The sequence below is a fragment of the Nitrospiria bacterium genome (assembly GCA_036397255.1).
In the GTDB taxonomy this organism is placed as follows: Bacteria; Nitrospirota; Nitrospiria; order DASWJH01; family DASWJH01; genus DASWJH01.
Genome location: DASWJH010000098.1, coordinates 1 through 17552, shown reverse-complemented (window position 1 = coordinate 17552; position 17552 = coordinate 1). Strand labels below are relative to the sequence as shown.

At 46.0% G+C, this 17552-nt stretch carries 17 protein-coding genes and 1 pseudogene; 17 read left to right on the top strand and 1 reads right to left on the bottom strand.

From position 1 onward, the window contains the following. The 11 genes and pseudogenes from VGB26_13575 to VGB26_13525 all read left to right on the top strand — a co-directional run. Window positions 1–703, top strand: a 703-nt coding sequence (locus VGB26_13575; GenBank protein ID HEX9758807.1) for a hypothetical protein, incomplete at its 5' end; no start/stop codon positions are given. A 77-nt stretch (window positions 704–780) separates the two neighbouring features. Further along, complete coding sequence (locus VGB26_13570; GenBank protein HEX9758806.1) at window positions 781–1314, top strand: hypothetical protein; 534 nt, start codon at window positions 781–783, stop codon at window positions 1312–1314. Between the two features lie 141 nt (window positions 1315–1455). Continuing rightward, window positions 1456–1665, top strand: a pseudogene (locus VGB26_13565) (phosphoribosyltransferase family protein). Between the two features lie 559 nt (window positions 1666–2224). Continuing rightward, complete coding sequence (locus VGB26_13560; GenBank protein ID HEX9758805.1) at window positions 2225–3670, top strand: ATP-binding protein; 1446 nt, start codon at window positions 2225–2227, stop codon at window positions 3668–3670. Then, entirely contained in the window at window positions 3667–4221 is a 555-nt protein-coding gene (locus tag VGB26_13555; protein ID HEX9758804.1) for a hypothetical protein, read from the top strand. Before VGB26_13560 ends, VGB26_13555 begins: the two co-directional genes overlap by 4 nt. Then, on the top strand, window positions 4218–5585 hold the full coding sequence (locus VGB26_13550) for a sigma 54-interacting transcriptional regulator (protein HEX9758803.1): 1368 nt from the start codon (window positions 4218–4220) through the stop codon (window positions 5583–5585). Before VGB26_13555 ends, VGB26_13550 begins: the two co-directional genes overlap by 4 nt. Window positions 5586–5795: 210 nt before the next feature. Next, window positions 5796–6071 (top strand): hypothetical protein, encoded by a 276-nt coding sequence (locus VGB26_13545; GenBank protein HEX9758802.1) that lies wholly within the window; start codon window positions 5796–5798, stop codon window positions 6069–6071. A 49-nt stretch (window positions 6072–6120) separates the two neighbouring features. Further along, entirely contained in the window at window positions 6121–6408 is a 288-nt protein-coding gene (locus VGB26_13540; GenBank protein HEX9758801.1) for a hypothetical protein, read from the top strand. 180 nt (window positions 6409–6588) lie between these two features. After that, window positions 6589–8028, top strand: coding sequence for a DUF4382 domain-containing protein (locus VGB26_13535; protein ID HEX9758800.1), 1440 nt, complete (start codon window positions 6589–6591; stop codon window positions 8026–8028). A 136-nt stretch (window positions 8029–8164) separates the two neighbouring features. Next, a complete protein-coding gene (locus VGB26_13530) occupies window positions 8165–8770 on the top strand; it encodes a hypothetical protein (GenBank protein ID HEX9758799.1) in 606 nt (201 codons plus the stop codon). 135 nt (window positions 8771–8905) lie between these two features. Next, window positions 8906–9445, top strand: a complete 540-nt coding sequence (locus VGB26_13525) for a hypothetical protein (protein HEX9758798.1) — start codon at window positions 8906–8908, stop codon at window positions 9443–9445. A 253-nt stretch (window positions 9446–9698) separates the two neighbouring features. On the opposite strand, the gene VGB26_13520 is transcribed toward VGB26_13525, so the two are convergent. Next, on the bottom strand, window positions 9699–10631 hold the full coding sequence (locus VGB26_13520; protein ID HEX9758797.1) for an IS110 family transposase: 933 nt from the start codon (window positions 10629–10631) through the stop codon (window positions 9699–9701). Window positions 10632–11051: 420 nt separating this feature from the next. Here VGB26_13520 and VGB26_13515 point away from each other — a divergent pair, with 420 nt between their 5' ends. The 6 genes from VGB26_13515 to VGB26_13490 all read left to right on the top strand — a co-directional run bounded on the left by VGB26_13515 (window position 11052) and on the right by VGB26_13490 (window position 17527). Next, window positions 11052–11408 (top strand): hypothetical protein, encoded by a 357-nt coding sequence (locus VGB26_13515; protein ID HEX9758796.1) that lies wholly within the window; start codon window positions 11052–11054, stop codon window positions 11406–11408. Window positions 11409–11788: 380 nt separating this feature from the next. Beyond that, window positions 11789–13747 (top strand): PAS domain S-box protein, encoded by a 1959-nt coding sequence (locus VGB26_13510; protein ID HEX9758795.1) that lies wholly within the window; start codon window positions 11789–11791, stop codon window positions 13745–13747. 12 nt (window positions 13748–13759) lie between these two features. Next, window positions 13760–14209, top strand: a complete 450-nt coding sequence (locus VGB26_13505) for a response regulator (protein HEX9758794.1) — start codon at window positions 13760–13762, stop codon at window positions 14207–14209. Continuing rightward, entirely contained in the window at window positions 14206–15939 is a 1734-nt protein-coding gene (locus VGB26_13500) for an EAL domain-containing protein (protein HEX9758793.1), read from the top strand. Before VGB26_13505 ends, VGB26_13500 begins: the two co-directional genes overlap by 4 nt. A 938-nt stretch (window positions 15940–16877) precedes the next feature. Then, window positions 16878–17228, top strand: coding sequence for a type II toxin-antitoxin system RelE/ParE family toxin (locus VGB26_13495; protein ID HEX9758792.1), 351 nt, complete (start codon window positions 16878–16880; stop codon window positions 17226–17228). Then, window positions 17225–17527, top strand: coding sequence for a helix-turn-helix transcriptional regulator (locus VGB26_13490; GenBank protein HEX9758791.1), 303 nt, complete (start codon window positions 17225–17227; stop codon window positions 17525–17527). The genes VGB26_13495 and VGB26_13490 overlap by 4 nt, the downstream gene beginning before the upstream one ends. Window positions 17528–17552 lie beyond the last annotated feature (25 nt).

Genomic DNA, 17552 nt, shown 5'->3' with positions numbered 1-17552 from the left:
TAGGAGACATCATCGGGATGGTCCGCTGTTCAGGGGTAGGTACAAAGCTATCGTAGTGGATGAAGAGTCGTATTTATTAAGTGTGGTACGGTATATCCACCGAAATCCTGTTGAAGCAGGGTTGGTTCGAGGTTTAGATCGATATCCATGGAGCAGTTATCGGATGTATATGAAAAAAGAGAAAAGGCCCCAATGGTTGGATGTGAAGCAGGTATTGGGGCGGTTTCCTAAAAAGGGGCGGTTAAAGGCATTTCAGGAGTATATGGGGACTGAGGTAGAAGACAGATTAAGGAGGTTTTATTCCAGTCGGAAATGGGTACCCGTATTAGGGGGAGAGAGTTTTGTAGAGAAGATACGGAAGCAAATCAAAAGAGCGGGGAAGAAGGTTCAAGAAATACCCGAAGCAAAACGATCCATTCAACCAACAATGCAAAAGTGTCTGGAAGCGGTGAGGAGAGTATATGGGATAAAAGGGGAAGAAATCAAAGAAAGCAGGAGAGGGGAGAGAAACGAACCGAGGGCGATGGGGATGTATGTGTGCCGGTGGATAGGGGGGATGAAGCAAGGGGAAATCGCAAAGGAATTTAAACTGGGAGGATATTCAGGGGTAAGTAGTACAATTAGAAGGATGAGGAAGGAGTTAGAGAAAGGAGGAAAGGTGCTCCAAAAATACGGGGCAATTAAAAAGGTTCTCGAAAGTTGAGCCAAGACGAGATTTGACCCCTTTCTGGGTTGGTTCGAGGTTTAGATCGATATCCATGGAGCAGTTATCGGATGTATATGAAAAAAGAGAAAAAGCCCCAATGGTTGGATGTGAAGCAGGTATTGGGGCGGTTTCCTAAAAAGGGGCGGTTAGAGGCATTTCAGGAGTATATGGGGACTGAGGTAGAAGACAGATTAAGGAGGTTTTATTCCAGTCGGAAATGGGTGCCCGTATTAGGGGGAGAGAGTTTTGTAGAGAAGGTACGGAAGCAAATAAAAAGAGCGGGAAAGAAGGTTCAAGAAATACCCGAAGCAAAACGATCCATTCGAGAAACAATGGAAAAGTGCCTAGAAGCGGTAAGGAAAGTATATGGGATAAAAGAAGAGGAAATGAAACTGAGTAAGCGAGGGGAGAGAAACGAACCGAGGGGGATGGGGATGTACGTGTGCCGGTGGATAGGGGGGATGAAGCAAGAGGAAATCGCAAAGGAATTTAAACTGGGAGGATATTCAGGGGTAAGTAGTACAATTAGAAGGATGAGGAAGGAGTTAGAGAAAGCAGGAAAGGTCCTCCAAAAATACGGGGCAATTAAAAAGGTTCTCGAAGGTTGAGCCAAGACGAGATTTGACCCCTTTCCTCTTTCCTTCTTCTCTTTCTTTCCCCCTTTCTGACCCCTTTCGCTTTCCCTTTCCTAATATTGTCAATTTTACATGCCTGACCCCTTTCCATGACCCCTTTCCGGGAGTGATACGTTAACCATCCACCAGGATGCCATCAATCCGGGAGAGCAAGTTCTTATCGTGGATGATCTTTTGGCCATCGGGGGAACCATTTCCGCCACCGTGGAATTGGTCAAACAACTGGGGGGGGTGATCGCGGGCATTGCATTTCTGATTGAACTGACCGACCTTCGCGGCCGAAACAAACTGGATGGGTACAACATTCTTTCCTTAATTTCCTAATAGATCGGGATCACCGCCCGGCAGGGAGAGTGACTGTCCTTGCGTCACTTCGACTTTTTTCTTTGTCATTTCGACCGGAGGGAGAAATCCATGTCCGGAAAATATGAGGGGTCTTAAGATTCCTCGCGTTCGCTTGGAATGACTAAAAGCGACGGATTTTTTAACGGTGACAAGGGATTTTCCTCCTATGGAAAAGGGGGGGAAAGTCCCTTTTTCTTTTTACGATATGACGTTTCCCTTCTTCCCCGCAGGTCGAAGACACGGCACTTTACCACAGGTAAAGCATGCATCGTTGTGTCATCCCGGTTCGGATAGCCATTCCCTCCCTTCCAGCCGGGGGTTTTTAAAATTATTTTTATCCTTCCCCAGGATGCCTGTTTTACGGATGTCTTTGTATGAATTGACCTTTTTTGGGGTTTCATATAATATAGATTTCTTGTATCCGAAACTGGAAACAGGTAGGATCAAGCCTCCATTAAAATTCCCAACGTGGCGTTTTTTTCAATTTATCCGTTAGTGCCTCGGATGTTTTTAATCGCTTGGGAAAAAAGTCGTTTTTATGAATCTTCGCCGCCCAAAATCGGTTTTAAGGCTTGTCCTGATCGGTTTTTCTTTGGTGACGTTGCCCCTTATTTTCGCACTCGTCAATTCCATCGTTTACGTGGACCGTTTGGTTCATCAAAGCCAGAGGGCCGTTTTTCAAACGGTTCAAACCACAAAGAACAGCTTTAAACTCATTGACCAGGTGACGGCGATGGAACGCAGCTCCAGACAGTATCTCGTTCTGGGCGATCCGTCGCTGTTTGAGGTTTATCAGAAATTTCATGAAGGGTTTCAAGACACAGCCGGGGAACTGTCCGGCCTTCCATTGGATGATGCCCAGCGGAGTCTTTTAAAGGAATTGTTGGAAAAAGAACAGAGTTTATATGATACCCTGAGCGAATTTCCTTATGATTCCGAGAAAAGCCGCCTGGCCCTTTCAGAATTCAGTTCTTTGGGGGATCTTGTCTCCCCGGTATTATCCGAAAGTACCCGTTTGATTGATCGGGAAATCAATTCCATACAAAAAATGGCCGAAGAGGCTGAACGGGTTTTATTCTGGCAGCTGGTTGCCGTTGCCCCAGTGGTTTTCGGTCTGGTGGTTGTTTTTACGGCACTGATTGCCCGGCCGATCCGAAAGATCGATCAATCGATCCACCGGTTGGGGGACGGGGCATTTTCATCCGAAATTGTGATAACGGGCCCTCAGGATTTGGAATACCTCGGGAAACGATTGGATTGGTTGCGGTTGAGGCTCATTGACCTGGAGGAGCAGAAAAATAAATTCTTAAGCCATATTTCTCATGAGCTCAAGACGCCACTGACGGCCATCCGGGAAGGGGCGGAGCTTCTGGTGGATCAGGTCGGAGGCCGGTTGACCGATGAGCAACGAAAAGTGGCCAGTATTCTACGAGAGAATAGCGTACAACTTCAAAAAATGATTGAAAATTTGGTAAATTTTCGTGCCGTATCGCTGAGGCATTCCGCTCTTTACATGAGCCCTCTCAAGTTAAAGGCCCTGATCGAGAAAGTTGCCGCCGATCAAGAGCTGGCCATAATGGCGAAGAGCATTCGCCTGGAATTGAATTTGGGGGAAGTATGTATTTCGGGGGACGAAGAAAAATTAACGACCATCTTGGATAACCTGTTGTCCAATGCCATTAAGTTCTCATCTTACGGGGGGCAGATTAGGATTCGTTTGAAAAGGGAAGGTCCGAATGCGGTTCTGGATATACAGGATTCCGGACCCGGCATCCATCCAGATGACCGGGACCGTGTGTTTGACGCCTTTTACCAGGGGGGTGTTTTACCCGAGGGATACATGAAGGGAACCGGAATCGGATTATCCGTGGTGGCGGAATATGTTCGTCTTCATCACGGAAGCATTGAAATCATGGATGGGGAAACACAGGGCGCGCATTTCCGTGTGATCCTCCCTGTGGGTGGTGATGGGGACATGGCATGAATCCTGCGTTTTTTTGTTTTTTACTGGTTCAATTAGCGGTTCTTACCCTTTTCGGTTGTCCTGACCTTAAAAATAAACACCATTTTCCGCCTGCGGAAACGAAGATTGGGGATTTACTGGGTCAAGAGTCCCACGTAGTTTCGGTCATTTACTACTATCGTTATCTTCATTCGCTGTCTGAAGGGGAACTTGAACGGGAGCATGCCCATGCCAAACAAGACCTTTCGGAGAAGCATCAACCCATTTCCCGTCTTCGAATGGGGTTGATCCTGGGGATTCCCCAAGCCCCTTTCAAAGATTATCATCAGTCCCAAAAATTTTTGGAGGATTATATCCTAGACCCGGCGGTCCAAGATCCCACACTTAAGGAATTTTTGTTGATTGTGAGTTCTTATGCCCAAGAATTGGAAAATCAACAAAACCGGCGTCAACACCTTGAAAAAGATTGGAAGGACGAAAAGAAGGAAAGGGAATTATTGCAGGAAAAACTTGAAGAGCTTAAAACCATTGAAAAAAGTCTTCTGGAACGGGAAAATAAAAAACGCCCATGAGCGAAAACAAACAAAAAATCCTGATTGTGGATGATGATACCGATCTTCTCAGGCTTTTGACCATGCGCCTGAAAGCTGCGGGATATCAGGTAACGACCACCGAGAGCTCGGAGAAGGCCCTGGTCCAACTGACTGTTTTCCGTCCGAACCTGGTGATAACCGATTTGCGGATGGAGGGGATGGACGGTATGGCCCTGTTTGAAGCGATTCAAGAAAGTCATCCGGCATTGCCGGTCATTATTCTGACCGCCCATGGGTCCATTCCCCAGGCGGTAAAGGCCATTGAAAAAGGGGTATTCAGTTATTTAACCAAACCGTTTGACGGAAAGGTCCTCATTAATCATGTTCAAAAAGCCCTCCAGTTAAGCGGACAATCCCCGGATCCGATTTCAACCGAGCAAGACATGCAGTGGCGTAAGGAGATCATTACGCGAAGTCCGTTGATGGAAGAGGTTTTATGTCAGGCAAAACTGGTAGGGGAAGGGGATGCCAGCGTATTCATCCATGGGGAAACGGGAACGGGAAAAGAGCTTTTGGCAAAAGTCATTCAAAAGGCGAGCCCCCGTCGCAACCGGCCCTTTATCGCGGTGAATTGCAGTGTCATTCCCGAGCAGCTGTTCGAATCCGAATTGTTTGGGTACATGAAGGGGGCCTTTACGGGGGCGGTTCAAAATCGGAACGGATTGTTTCAAGCGGCGAATGGCGGGACCCTTTTTTTCGATGAAATTGGTGATATGCCCATGATGTTTCAGCCCAAATTGTTGCGGGCGTTGCAGGAAAAGCAAATCAGGCCGGTCGGGTCCACTCAAGACGTTCCCGTCGATGTCAGAATCATTTCTGCCTCCCACCGGGACCTTGAAGCGGAAATGGAGGGAGGACATTTTAGAGCCGATTTATATTATCGATTGAGCGTGGTCACCCTTGAGGTGCCGCTATTATCCAAACGGCGGGAAGATATTCCCCTTCTCTCGACCCATTTTCTTTCGGATCTTTCCGGAAAAAATAATAAAAAGGTGACGGGATTTTCACCGGAGGCCATGGAGTTGTTGATCCATGCCCCATGGCCGGGAAACGTCCGGCAGCTTCAGAACGTTGTGGAGCATGCCATCACGCTCTGCACCACCCCGATTATTTCCGCATCACTGATTCAAAAGGCCTTAAGGACCAAATCGGAACAGATTCCTTCTTTGGATGAGGCCAAAATACGGTTCGAGCGGGACTATCTCGTTCAACTGCTACAAATGACACAAGGTAATGTCAGCCAGGCCGCCAGTCTGGCCAAACGAAACCGCACTGAATTCTACAAACTCATCAGGCGCCACAATCTTGTCCCTTCCTTATTCCGATCTCAGGAAAATGTGTAATCGTCGTAAAAAAGCGACAACCCAGTAGATTGATTTTAAAAGGGATTTGGGTCTACTCGGAAATAAATGTCGTTATGCCCCGACACATGACTTTCTGGATCGGATACGTCTAACGATATAAGATACTGATTTTTTTAAGGTAAATTCATTTGGTACCCATCTTGCTTTTCGAAATAAGTAAAATCACCGAACAAAAGGAGGACGATGGTTATGAGAGAAAAAACAATGGTGTTTAATAAACAGTGTGAGGTTGAAATGCAGGGCGCTCTGGATAGGATTACCGACCTCGACCGGGAAACGAATGTGATCATTTTGGCCATCGATTCGGGGAAGCAGATTTCCATAGAAGGGGCCACCTTTTACTTTCCGAATCGGACCGAAGGGTTGCATGCGTTCAATTTCATCACGAACATTGCAAAAGACGTCTATTTAGGTTGCGTCGAAGAAACCGAGAATAAACAAAAACCTGTATTGCGTTCTGTGTAACAAAGAATGTCGTTCAGGGGTGTAAACATAGATAAGGAGGGAAAAGACAATGACAAATAAAATGACCATAACGAATAAAATGTTGATCCTCATGGTTGCCTTGGTCGTTGGATTCGGTTTCGTCGGACAGGCTTGGGCTTCGACCGTCTCGGGGAAATTGTTGAAAATCGAGGGCTCGGTTTATGTCATTCAGGACGAACAGAGCGGGGAAAAACACCAGGTTCGAGTCGATCAATCCACCAGAAAGGAGGGAGAGATCAAGGAGGGGGCCATGGTAGAGGTACAGATCGATGATCTGAATGACCGGGTGGTCTCGATCAAGGAAAAGAAAACGTAACAAAATGTGGCGCCTGGGGAGGCCCGCCCGACAGATGGGGGGCCTTCCTGGCTTGAAATCATTTTCCCCTTGGTTTGGATTTATATTTGAATTCATTTATATGATATTTGTCGGAATCATCGTAAAAACGTATTGATATTTTAGTTTTCTTTCCTTGTTTTTATAGAAAGGAGGACGAAAATGAATTTCCGGAGAACACAAAGGATTTATTTTTTGGCCTGGAAAGCACTTTTTATTTTTAGCCTTGCGGGGTTGTTGGGATGCGGTTCGGATCCCGGATCTTCTCCCGGAACGGGGAAAGCGGTCATACTCATGACCGATTCCCCATCCGATGAATTCTCGGAGATCAACGTGACCGTGAATCAGGTGGCGCTCCTTCCCGAAGGAGATTCCTCCGTCGTGGTCTATGAAGGGGAGCGACGTATCAATTTATTGGGATTGCAGGAAGTGACCGATCTGTTCGCCGTGGGGGAAGGGGTTCCCGCGCGGGATTACGACAAAATCCGGTTGACCGTCAGCGATCCGGAATTTGTAAAGAAAGACAGCAGCGGGAATGTGATCGAGACGGTTTCGGGACCGGACATTCATTTGGTGGCCAACGGGAAAATCGACCTCAATCCAAAGAAGCCTTTCTCCGTGACTTCAGGAGGAACCTTGGCCGTTTTGATGGATTTCGATGCCAAAAAATCCGTCAAAATTACCGAGACCGGATCCGGTAAATTTATCCTGAGACCGGTGGTGTTTGTTGAAGTCCTGAATGATCTTTCCGACAAAAAGGTCCAGGTTGAAGGGAGAATCGTTTCGATCGATTCCGAGAATCAAACCTTTATTCTGGAACGGGGATCTCACCAGATCCTGTTTAAGGTAGGGGAGGGAACGCTCGCCGGGGAACCCGGAACGGCGGAAGGGGATGCCATGTACCGGATTCTGGTTCGGACCGATTCGGAAACCCGAATTTTCTTGGAAGACGGACTCCCGGGAATTTTCGAATCCCTTCAGGTCATCGACCGGGTAATCGTAAGGGGAATTCTCAGCATCGGAAAGGGATTAGAGCTCCAGGCCCGGTTTATTAAGATCGGGGACCTGTTGAAACTGCGGGGTACGGTGATCGGTGAACTGAATGTGGATCACCAGATCGAAGTGGAACTCGCGGCCGGGCAGATTCTATCGGGAACTATTCTGGTCCACCTGGGACCCCAGACCCTTATCTTCGACCCGACCACAAAAGACGCCCTGAATCCCGAAGACCTGCTCCTTGGCGATGGTGTCCTGGTCGAGGGTGTATTTCGTGTGGCCCTGGGGGTCTTTGAAGCCACGACGGTTTTATTCCTGCCTCCCGAGGAACAGATTTCGGATCACCTCGTGGGGACGATTGAGGCCATCGATTCACTCGCGCAAACCTTTGTGGTGAGGGACTCGACCGGTGGATCAGTGACGGTGAGTCTTGCAGATCCCTCGTTGATTCTTTGGGTAAAGCATGAGGACGGCACCGCAATTTTGCTCATAGAGTCGATCGAGTTCGCCGACCTTCAGGTGGGGGACACCGTTGACCTCTATGGGGATATAGACGAGGTGCTGATTGACCAGATGGTCGCCAAAATCATCCTCGTTGAAGGGTAATCGTTAAATACATCGTTCTTAACGGGGAGCGGGTAACTGGAAGTTGTTTAATTTTAAGACACTGGATTTCCGAAAAATCATTTGGGAATGACGGATTCGGAGTGTTTCAATATTCTATTGGCGAAAGGAGGCCTGAATGCATCGATTCCATTTCGTAGCCATGTTCTCCCGAAAACGGTTCTTTTTGAATCGTGCGGCCCTTGGAATGGTTCTGGCGGCACTCTGTTTCATGGCCGTTTTATATTTACCCGATACCGCTTCCGCCCAGCAGAACACAGTGGAACGGATGACCCAACCCGGCCGGATGGCCCTGGGAACATCGGTCGGTATTCAGTCCGGAACCGCGGACGGGACGATTTTCGGGCTGACCTCGAACTTGGATTATTACCTGGACCGCCACCTCTCCCTTGGCCCTTTGTTACAGGTAGGAATAAGCGATGATTTTTTCCAATTGGGCCTCTCCGGTCAGGCAAAGTACGTTTTTACGAGTCCTGAAATGCCCCGTCTCCGACCCCACCTTCAGGGGGGGCTTGGCATCATCGGTATGGATTTGGACCGGCCGGGACCGGGGGATAATGACGATATCGGATTTCTGATTCCCTTGGGCAGCGGGATTGAATATGCGGTGGGAAAAAATACATTTCTTGGAACCACCCTGTTATTGAATTTCACCGATGCCGATGTCCGAGGTCAGGACAATGTTTTCATGTCCTGGGTGTTTGGCCAAAGTGCCCGTTTGTAAAATTTGAAAGCCATCGGGACAGGTGAGGGGCCGGGCCGCCCTGAAAAGGAAATCACCACTCCATGGTTGCCGATTTAGCGGCAGCCCTTAAAACAGCACATCTGCTATGTACGTTCCAAAGAAAAGGAGAATGCAATGAAAAGGAAAATCATGTTTCTCGTGACCGGGTTTGTCGCCGTGTCGTTTTCCCTGGCGCTGGCTGTAAAACCGTCCTATGGGATTTCCGATCCTTATCCCTTAGGAATCAGGAGTTACTTTTATCAATATGTGAACGGAACGGTGACGAAAATAAAGGGAGGATTGGTTTTTCTGAAAACGGATGTGGGACCCACCCGGACCTTCGGCATCAAACAGGCAATGCGCGAGGGAATTGAAAATATTCATAAAGGGGACCGTTTGCAGCTCGAAGTGGAAGCGGGGAACCAAATCATTGATATTAACGATGTTTCCGACAAGGCCCAGAACTATTTTCATTTCATCGGTGTCAGTGGTGAGGTGGTCAATTTTACTCCGGAAACAAAAGTGGTTACCCTCCGGTTACAGGACAGCAGAACGATTCGTTTAGGATTGAAAGATGTTGCCGCCGCAAAAATGGACCGAGTAAAGACGCGAACGCCCGTAGAATTGCAGATCGATGAAGACAACAACCTGGTAAAAGATCTTCATTTTTTATAACCGTAGAAAAGTGTGGCAGTCCTCTTGAACGGGCGTTGGCCGGAGGTCCTGAGGAGGGACGGCATCGCCCTCAGGACTGCCACTTCTGGCCTTCTTTATTTCAAATCGGTTTGTGAAGGGGTCAAATCTGCTCTTGGCTCAACTTGGAAATTTTAATTAGAAAATTCAATTCGAGTTGAAGGAATAAATTTAATGAAAACCGGGCCGGACCAAAGTAAGATGGGCACCAGAGAAATTGAGTCTTAATCGGGTTTTACTTTGGACAACAAGCGACTTGACCCCTTTCCAGTTTGCTGCGTATGCGACTATCTCCCGAACGCGTAATGGATCCCCTTTGGACGGTTTCCCCGGTGGAATGTTCGGTCGGCACCAGCCCCAGGAATGCCGACAATTGCCTGACGTTTTGAATCTGGCGCCAATCTCCGATACGGGCCAAAAGATGGCTGGCGACAATCCAACCGATCCCCGGAATACTCCTAAGATACTCAATACAGCGGTGAAGCTCTGGATCGTTGTGGCAGAATCGGCGGATCTGTCTCATGCTTTCAAGCGCCTGCTGTTGGGCAAACTGCAAATTCCTCAAAAGCGCATCCAGCTTAAAACGGACCGCTTCGGGGCAGGAAAGCTGCTTCAGTTGACCTATCACCATTGTAGACCACTGACTGCCAGGGGGGGCTTGCGGAAAAGCAATTCCTTCAAACAACAGCAACGCCTTGATCCGACACTTATTGGCAGCCACTTGCCGGATAAACGTATCCCGAAGCTGGGTTAGGTGGCGGAGCTGACGGTAAGAAACCGATGGAACATGAATGCTTTTGAGTTGCCCCCCACGCAGCGCTTCGCACAGCTTTTGACTATCCAGGCGGTTGGTCTTGACTCTCTGGCCGGGAGCCCTGGGGATCATCGAAGCCGCAGCCACCAAACAGAGATAGCCCTGATCCGTCAGTTTATCGTGCAACCCGTAGCCCGTTGGTCCCGCTTCATAGGCAAAGGCAACCTTCTGATCCGTAAAACGTTTACGAACATAGTTCAGCAGATGTTCTGCACTATGAGCAATGCGTATGGACCGGATGGTTTCTCGATGATTCATAAACGTAACCGAAATACTCGTTTTATCGACATCCAAACCCGCAAAAACATCAAAGTATTGAGGAATAAACGTATGATGCGCCATTTCGCCAGTCATCAAGACACCTCCTTGGTGCAATGGGTTGATGTTGACCCATTATACTTTTTACAGAGGTTAACTTGAATTCTGCTTTGACATTCATCATACAAGTCTCAGGGTGAACGGGATTTGTAAAGAAGCGTTGGACTCACTACACTAACTTAATGGTTTGCCGGACAGGCTCTGAAGGGAGTTTTTATCAATTGGATTGTAGTCAATAAATAGTTAAAAAAATTGGATCCGCTCTAACAAGCCGAGGGTCATCGGTTCAGCCTTTATTCCCATCTAAAATTTTCAAAGTCTTATATACCCTCCCTGATCTCTTGAGCCTCGCCCTGCGAGAGGAGGCTCAGAGGTGGGTTGTAGAGGAACACCGCAGTTTTTCCTCCCTTTGCCACATAGGAGACCTTTGGAAAAAAAATGAAAAAGAGGAGTTAAATGAGGTTAATATTTGTGAGCTCTCTTTTGTTTCTATACTTTTCCCAACCGCTATTCATTCATGCTGAAGAGCCAATATCCCTTGAAGTCCTTTTTGACGGGGTTTCGGTACAATACGGAGGATGGGTTCTTACTGTGACCTTGATGGCCAATTCTGAAATAGCGGAAATCCAACTCACCGTGGAAAAATCGGAAGGGCTGGAGGTTACTGCGGGAAAACCTTTCTGGGAGGGAGCTTTACCGTTAGGAAGGGAACACGTTTTTGAAATTTCAATGTCGTTGGTTAAACCCCCGCCTCAAACTCTCACTGTTGGAATCCAGGGTCGAACGGAAAATGGTCGTCAATTTAAAAAATAGTGTTTCCCTAAATCGGGTGAACCAGGAACAATTGATTTTTAGCCATTAACCTTATTTGACACATAAAAATACATTGTTATACTTAATTTATCCCCTTTCGTAGGCTTATTAATAATATTTGGATTCCTTGTGAATCCGCCAAAGGAAATTTTTTCTTTCTACATAACTTTTTATTATCCAGTGGATTTAAATATACAGAAACTGGGAACAATAGTTGATTTAATTTCAATTACAGATAGAGATTTGAATTTATTTATTAAGAAATGGTGCACGAAAGTAAAATAAAATTTCGTTAAGAAAAAACACCTTCAATTTTTCTTGGTTTTTCGGGTTCCTTTAAAATTTTTAGAAAAAGGAAATTCTCTTTAAAGGTTAATGTGATGGCGATGGAATCAAACCCCTCCCTCCTTGTTTTTCTCAAATCCTTTTCCAAATTGGCATCTACCTTTGTCATCCTCATCGGTTTTATTGTTTTCACGGGTTGGATGTTTGATATCACCATTCTAAAGAATATTCGTCCGGATTGGGTGGCTATGAAAGCCAATACCGCTCTTTCTTTTTTCCTTGCCGGTCTCTCCATGAAGTTGATGTTAAAAGAAAAGGAAAAAAAATGGGACAAAATTTTTGGTAAAGCTTGTGCTTTTTTTGTTTTAATGATGGGTTTTCTTACCCTAACTCAGTATATTATGGGTTGGAATATTGGGATCGACCAATTGCTCATCCGTGAAAGCTCCAATGCAATAAATACATCCAATCCAGGTCGCATGGCTCCCAATACCGCATTCAGTTTTATCCTTATCGGGTTAGCTCTCAGCATGTTGAAAGCGGAATTTGGCCCATCCCATTTCCCGTCTGGGATCTTTGCACTGATCGCGGGCCTGATCGGATTTTTGGGAATGATTGGTTATTTCTACAGGGCCCAAGATCTCTATGGAATCGCGTCCTTTACCCAAATGGCCTTTCACACCTCTGTGACCTTCTTATTACTTTCCGTGGCCATACTTTTTAGCAGGTGGGATCGTGGCTTAGCGGCGATTATTACCCGTGCGAACTCAGGTGGAGTAATTGCACGTCGTTTGTTGCCCACTGCGATTGTACTTCCTTTGTTCCTGGGATGGGTCATTTTATGGGGGGCAGGGGCAGGGTTTTATGGAGCAAAGTTTGGTGTGACCATATTTTCGGTATTAAGTATTATCATTTTTGTGGGATTGGTATGGTGGACCGCAAAATCACTTGATGGTCTGGATATTGATCGGAAAAAAGCCGAGCGTGACCGGGATCGGTTTTTCAATATGTCAATGGACATGCTGTGTATTGCGGGGTTCGATGGTTACTTTAAACAACTCAACCCCGCTTGGGAAAAAACAATTGGTTGGAAGGGGGAAGAGTTACTTTCAAAACCCTACCTCGAATTTATTCATCCAGAAGATCTGGAATTAACCCTTTCTGAAGCCCAAAAGCTCTCCACGGGGGAGGCTACAATTACCTTTGAAAATCGGTATCGGTGTAGAGACGGATCTTTTCGATGGTTACAATGGAAGGCGATTCCGCTTGTTGAGAAGGAAATGATATATGGCACAGCACGTGATATTACCGAACGTAAACAATCTGAAGATGCCATCAAACGTCTCAATCAAAACCTCGAGCTAAATGCGGCACGCTTGGAGGCTGCGAATAGGGAACTGGAGGCATTTGCCTATTCAGTTTCCCATGACCTGCGTGCCCCATTGCGGGGGATAGACGGTTTCAGCCAGGCCCTTCTTGAGGATTACTCCGATAGGGTGGACGCTCAGGGGAAGGATTACCTAAAACGGGTACGGGAGGCTAGCCAGCGGATGGGGCATTTGATCGATGACATTTTGAGTCTTTCCCGCGTTTCACGTTCCGAAATGCGGAAGGAACGAATCAATTTAACAGAAATAGCAAATACCATAGCCTCTGAGCTTAGAAACACATCACCAAATCGAGATGTGGAGATTGTGATTGCAGAAGGAGTTTATGCGAACGGGGATCAACGACTACTGCGGTTGGTTTTAGAAAATTTGCTGATTAATGCATGGAAATTTACTTCAAAACAACCAAGATCTAATATTGAATTTGGTATTACTACGATCAACGAACAAGAAGCCTATTATGTTCGAGATAATGGTGCAGGGTTTGATATGGCTTTTGCAAAAAAATTATTTGGGGCCTTTCAAAGGCTCCATCCTGAAAAAGAGTTTCCAGGGACTGGAATTGGCCTTGCGACGGTCCAGCGTATCATTCACCGCCACAGCGGAAAAGTTTGGGCCGAAGCCGATGTCGGAAAGGGCGCAACATTTTATTTTACACTTCCCTAAAGGGGGCAGGATATGCAAGATAGTTCCATTTTATTGATTGAAGATAACCCAGATGACGAAGCACTAACCCTCCGGGCTTTTAAAAAAAACAATATCAAAAACGAGGTTGTGGTCGTCCGTGATGGTGTGGAAGCCTTGGATTATCTCTTTGGTACCGGTTCTTTTACTGGCCGCGATGTCACTATACTTCCCCAAATTATCCTCCTCGATTTGAAGCTTCCCAAAATGGACGGTTTCGAAGTGTTAAAACGTATTCGTATGGATGAGCGGACCAAATTGCTCCCCGTAGTCATTTTGACCTCCTCCAAGGAAGACCAAGATTTAGTAAACGGATACAAGCTCGGCGCAAACAGTTATGTCCAAAAACCGGTAGATTTTGCACAATTTACAGAAGCTGTCAGACAATTGGGACTTTACTGGCTTATTTTAAACGAACCACCCATGGGGAGGAAACGTCAATGAACAATTCAATTCGGGTTTTAATTGTCGAAGACTCCGAAGATGATGCTACATTGCTGATCCGCCATTTGAAAAACGGCAACCATACACCAATATGTGAACGTGTTGAAACCTATTCGGCCATGAAAAATGCCCTTGAAAAAAAACCTTGGGATATCATCATTTCTGATTATTCCATGCCTCAGTTTAGCGGATTAGCGGCATTAGATCTGATGCGGGAGCTTAGCCTTGATCTCCCATTCATCATAATGTCCGGAACAATAGGTGAGGAACTAGCGGTTGAAGCCATGAAGGCGGGGGCTCATGATTACATTATGAAAAACAATACCGCCCGTCTCATTCCAGCTATTGAGCGGGAATTGCGGGAGGCGAAGGTCCGGAAAGAACGTAAACAGGCGGAGGAACTGGTTCAACATCTGGCCTATTATGATGTCCTGACAGATCTTCCTAACAGGACCTTATTCCGGGATCGGGTCCAACAGGCCATTTTATTCTCCCAACGGGAGAAAAAACAGGTGGCCATTTTGATTCTTGATTTGGACCGTTTCAAGGAAATTAACGATACCTTGGGCCACCATTATGGAGATTTTGTTCTTAAAGAAGTGGGTGAACGTTTGGGTGGCGTATTGCGATTATCTGATACCATAGCTAGATTGGGGGGGGACGAATTCGGAATCTTAATGCCGTCGTCTGAAGCCAAGCATGCGAAACATGTCGCTTTAAAAATATTAAAGGCCCTGGAGCCCCCCATCGTTATGCAAGAATTACCCATCGCTGTAGAGGTCAGTATCGGGATCGGGATCTATCCTGATCATGGTTCCAACGCCGATTCCCTAATCCAGCGAGCCGATGTGGCAATGTACGCCGCAAAAGAAAATGGAAGAGGGTATCTTAGTTATTCCTCCGACCTTGATCGACACAGCCCCCGTCGATTGGCTTTGATGGGGGAGCTGCGCCAAGCGATTGAGAAAAATCAGCTTTGCTTATACTTCCAACCCAAAATCGAATTTAATACTAACCAGGTCAGCGGTACCGAAGCCTTGGTTCGTTGGCAACACCCGGAACATGGATTTATCCCCCCGGACCAATTTATCTCCCCTGCGGAACAGACAGGGTTAATTACCCCTCTCACTCAATGGGTTCTCCAGGAAACCATGCGAAAATGCTGTTCGTTATATGAAGGTGGAAATAAGCTTAAAGTGGCAAGTAACCTTTCCGTGAGAAACCTTCAGGATCCACAGCTTCCCACCTGGGTCGACAGTGCTTTGGAGAAATTTAATTTCCAACCGGGATATTTGGAACTAGAGATAACCGAAAGCGCAATCATGGTTAATCCTACCAACGCCCTGAAGGTTTTGTCACAATTGAGCGATATGGGAATTGGGTTGTGTATTGATGACTTTGGAACGGGGTATTCTTCTCTGGGTTATCTCAAAAAACTTCCTGTTGGAACGATCAAAATTGATAAATCTTTTGTCATTGGGATGAAGGATAATGAGAACGATCAAATCATTGTCCGTTCCATCATTGATTTAGGGCATAACCTCGGTCTTAAGGTTGTCGCGGAAGGGGTTGAGAATGAATGGACATGGAATCGGTTGGATGAGTTAGGTTGCGACAGTGCTCAGGGGTATTATATGAGCCGCCCGCTCCCTTTGGAAGATTTAAAGGTGTGGTTTGTGGAGTCTCCTTGGGGAATAAAAAAATGCGAAAAGAATGAGATGACAAAATGAACACTTGACCAGCCCCCAGATCCTACCCCAAATTCTGGACCAATTTCGGGGGGGCAGGTCAAAAATTCATGGAAGGTTGCCCAAGGCCCTTCTGATTTTTTCTCTCCCCGCAAAGATTATGCCAATTGATGGATACCCGGAAATTTCACAGGATATTTCGGATGTAATTTGAAAGGTCTTGGTTTTTGCGGTAGTTTTAAATTTGAATGGGTGAAGTGAAGGGGTCTGAAGGGGTCAAATCTACTCTTGGCTCAACTTGAAAATTTTAATTAGAAAATTCAATTCGAAAGGAATAAATTTAATGAAAACCGGGGCAGACCAAAGTAAGATGGGCAGCAGAGAATTTGAGTCTTAATCGGGTTTTACTTTGGACAACAAGCGACTTGACCCCTTTCTCCCCTTTCTATCGAGTTGAACGGACCCAAGTCATTGTGCTAAAAATGTGTCAAAACTAATGGTCATGAATGGATTTGAATGGATGATCTGTGATAAATTAAAAGAAGTTTTTTCGATGGTGTTTTAACATTTCACTGCTTTTGTTACCCCTGAGTTTCTGCTGGTTTTAGACTTAAAATCCCTCGGGCGGAGACTCCCGTGCCGGTTCAAGTCCGGCCTCGGGCACCAAGGAATGCGTCGATAAATTAATAACTTCTATTAATCCTTCTGATTCCATTCATATCCATTCACATCAAAAAAACGACTGTGTCAAAATGTTTTAAATTTGGGATAAACAATATCCAAAAGGATAGAATTTTTCAAAAACAATGTAATCAGTGTAAATCTCAGAAGATTTTGAAATCAATCAAAAAACGGGAAAACCATTCCAAATTCAACCGGTTGTTAAAAAATCCCTCTAAAGGGCTTAGAGGCCGAGGACTCATTTTTGTCTTGACAGAAGGTACCTCATAAGGTACACTTTTTTAGTTGGTATTTTATGAATGGAAGCAAAAATAAAAAAACTGCCTGCCAGATTTTACAGGTCACCCAGTGGAGCGGAACCAGTAAGGGAGTGGTTAAAAAACCTTTCCCAGGATGACCGCCGTATCGTTGGCTATGACATTGCCTTGGCAGAATTTGGATGGCCCATAGGAATGCCAGTATGCCGGTCCTTAAGTGATGGTCTTTGGGAGATCCGCAGTAACCTCACAGGTGGAAAAATTTCACGTGTTATATTCTGCATAACAAAGACTCAAATGATCCTTCTTCATGGATTTATTAAGAAAACACAAAAAACTCCCGACAAGGAAAAGAAATTAGCGTTAAAACGAAAAAAGGAGATAGCAAAATGAAAAAGGGAAAGATTGGTTCATCCTTCGATGATTTTCTCAAAGAAGAAGGCATTTACGAAGGAGCGCAGGCGTCAGCCATTAAGCGGGTCATCGCTTGGCAGCTTCAAAAAGCCATGGAGGATGAAAACATTACCAAGTCGGAAATGGCCCGTCGAATGAAAACAAGCCGTTCCCAACTTGAGGGTTTGCTTGATCCCGGTAACGTTACTGTCCAACTGGACACCGTGATGAAGGCTGCTGCTGCACTCGGCAAGGATATGCACATTGAATTGGTTAATAAACGTAGGAAAGTCGCCTAATAAAGAGCCCGAAAAATTCTTGTAA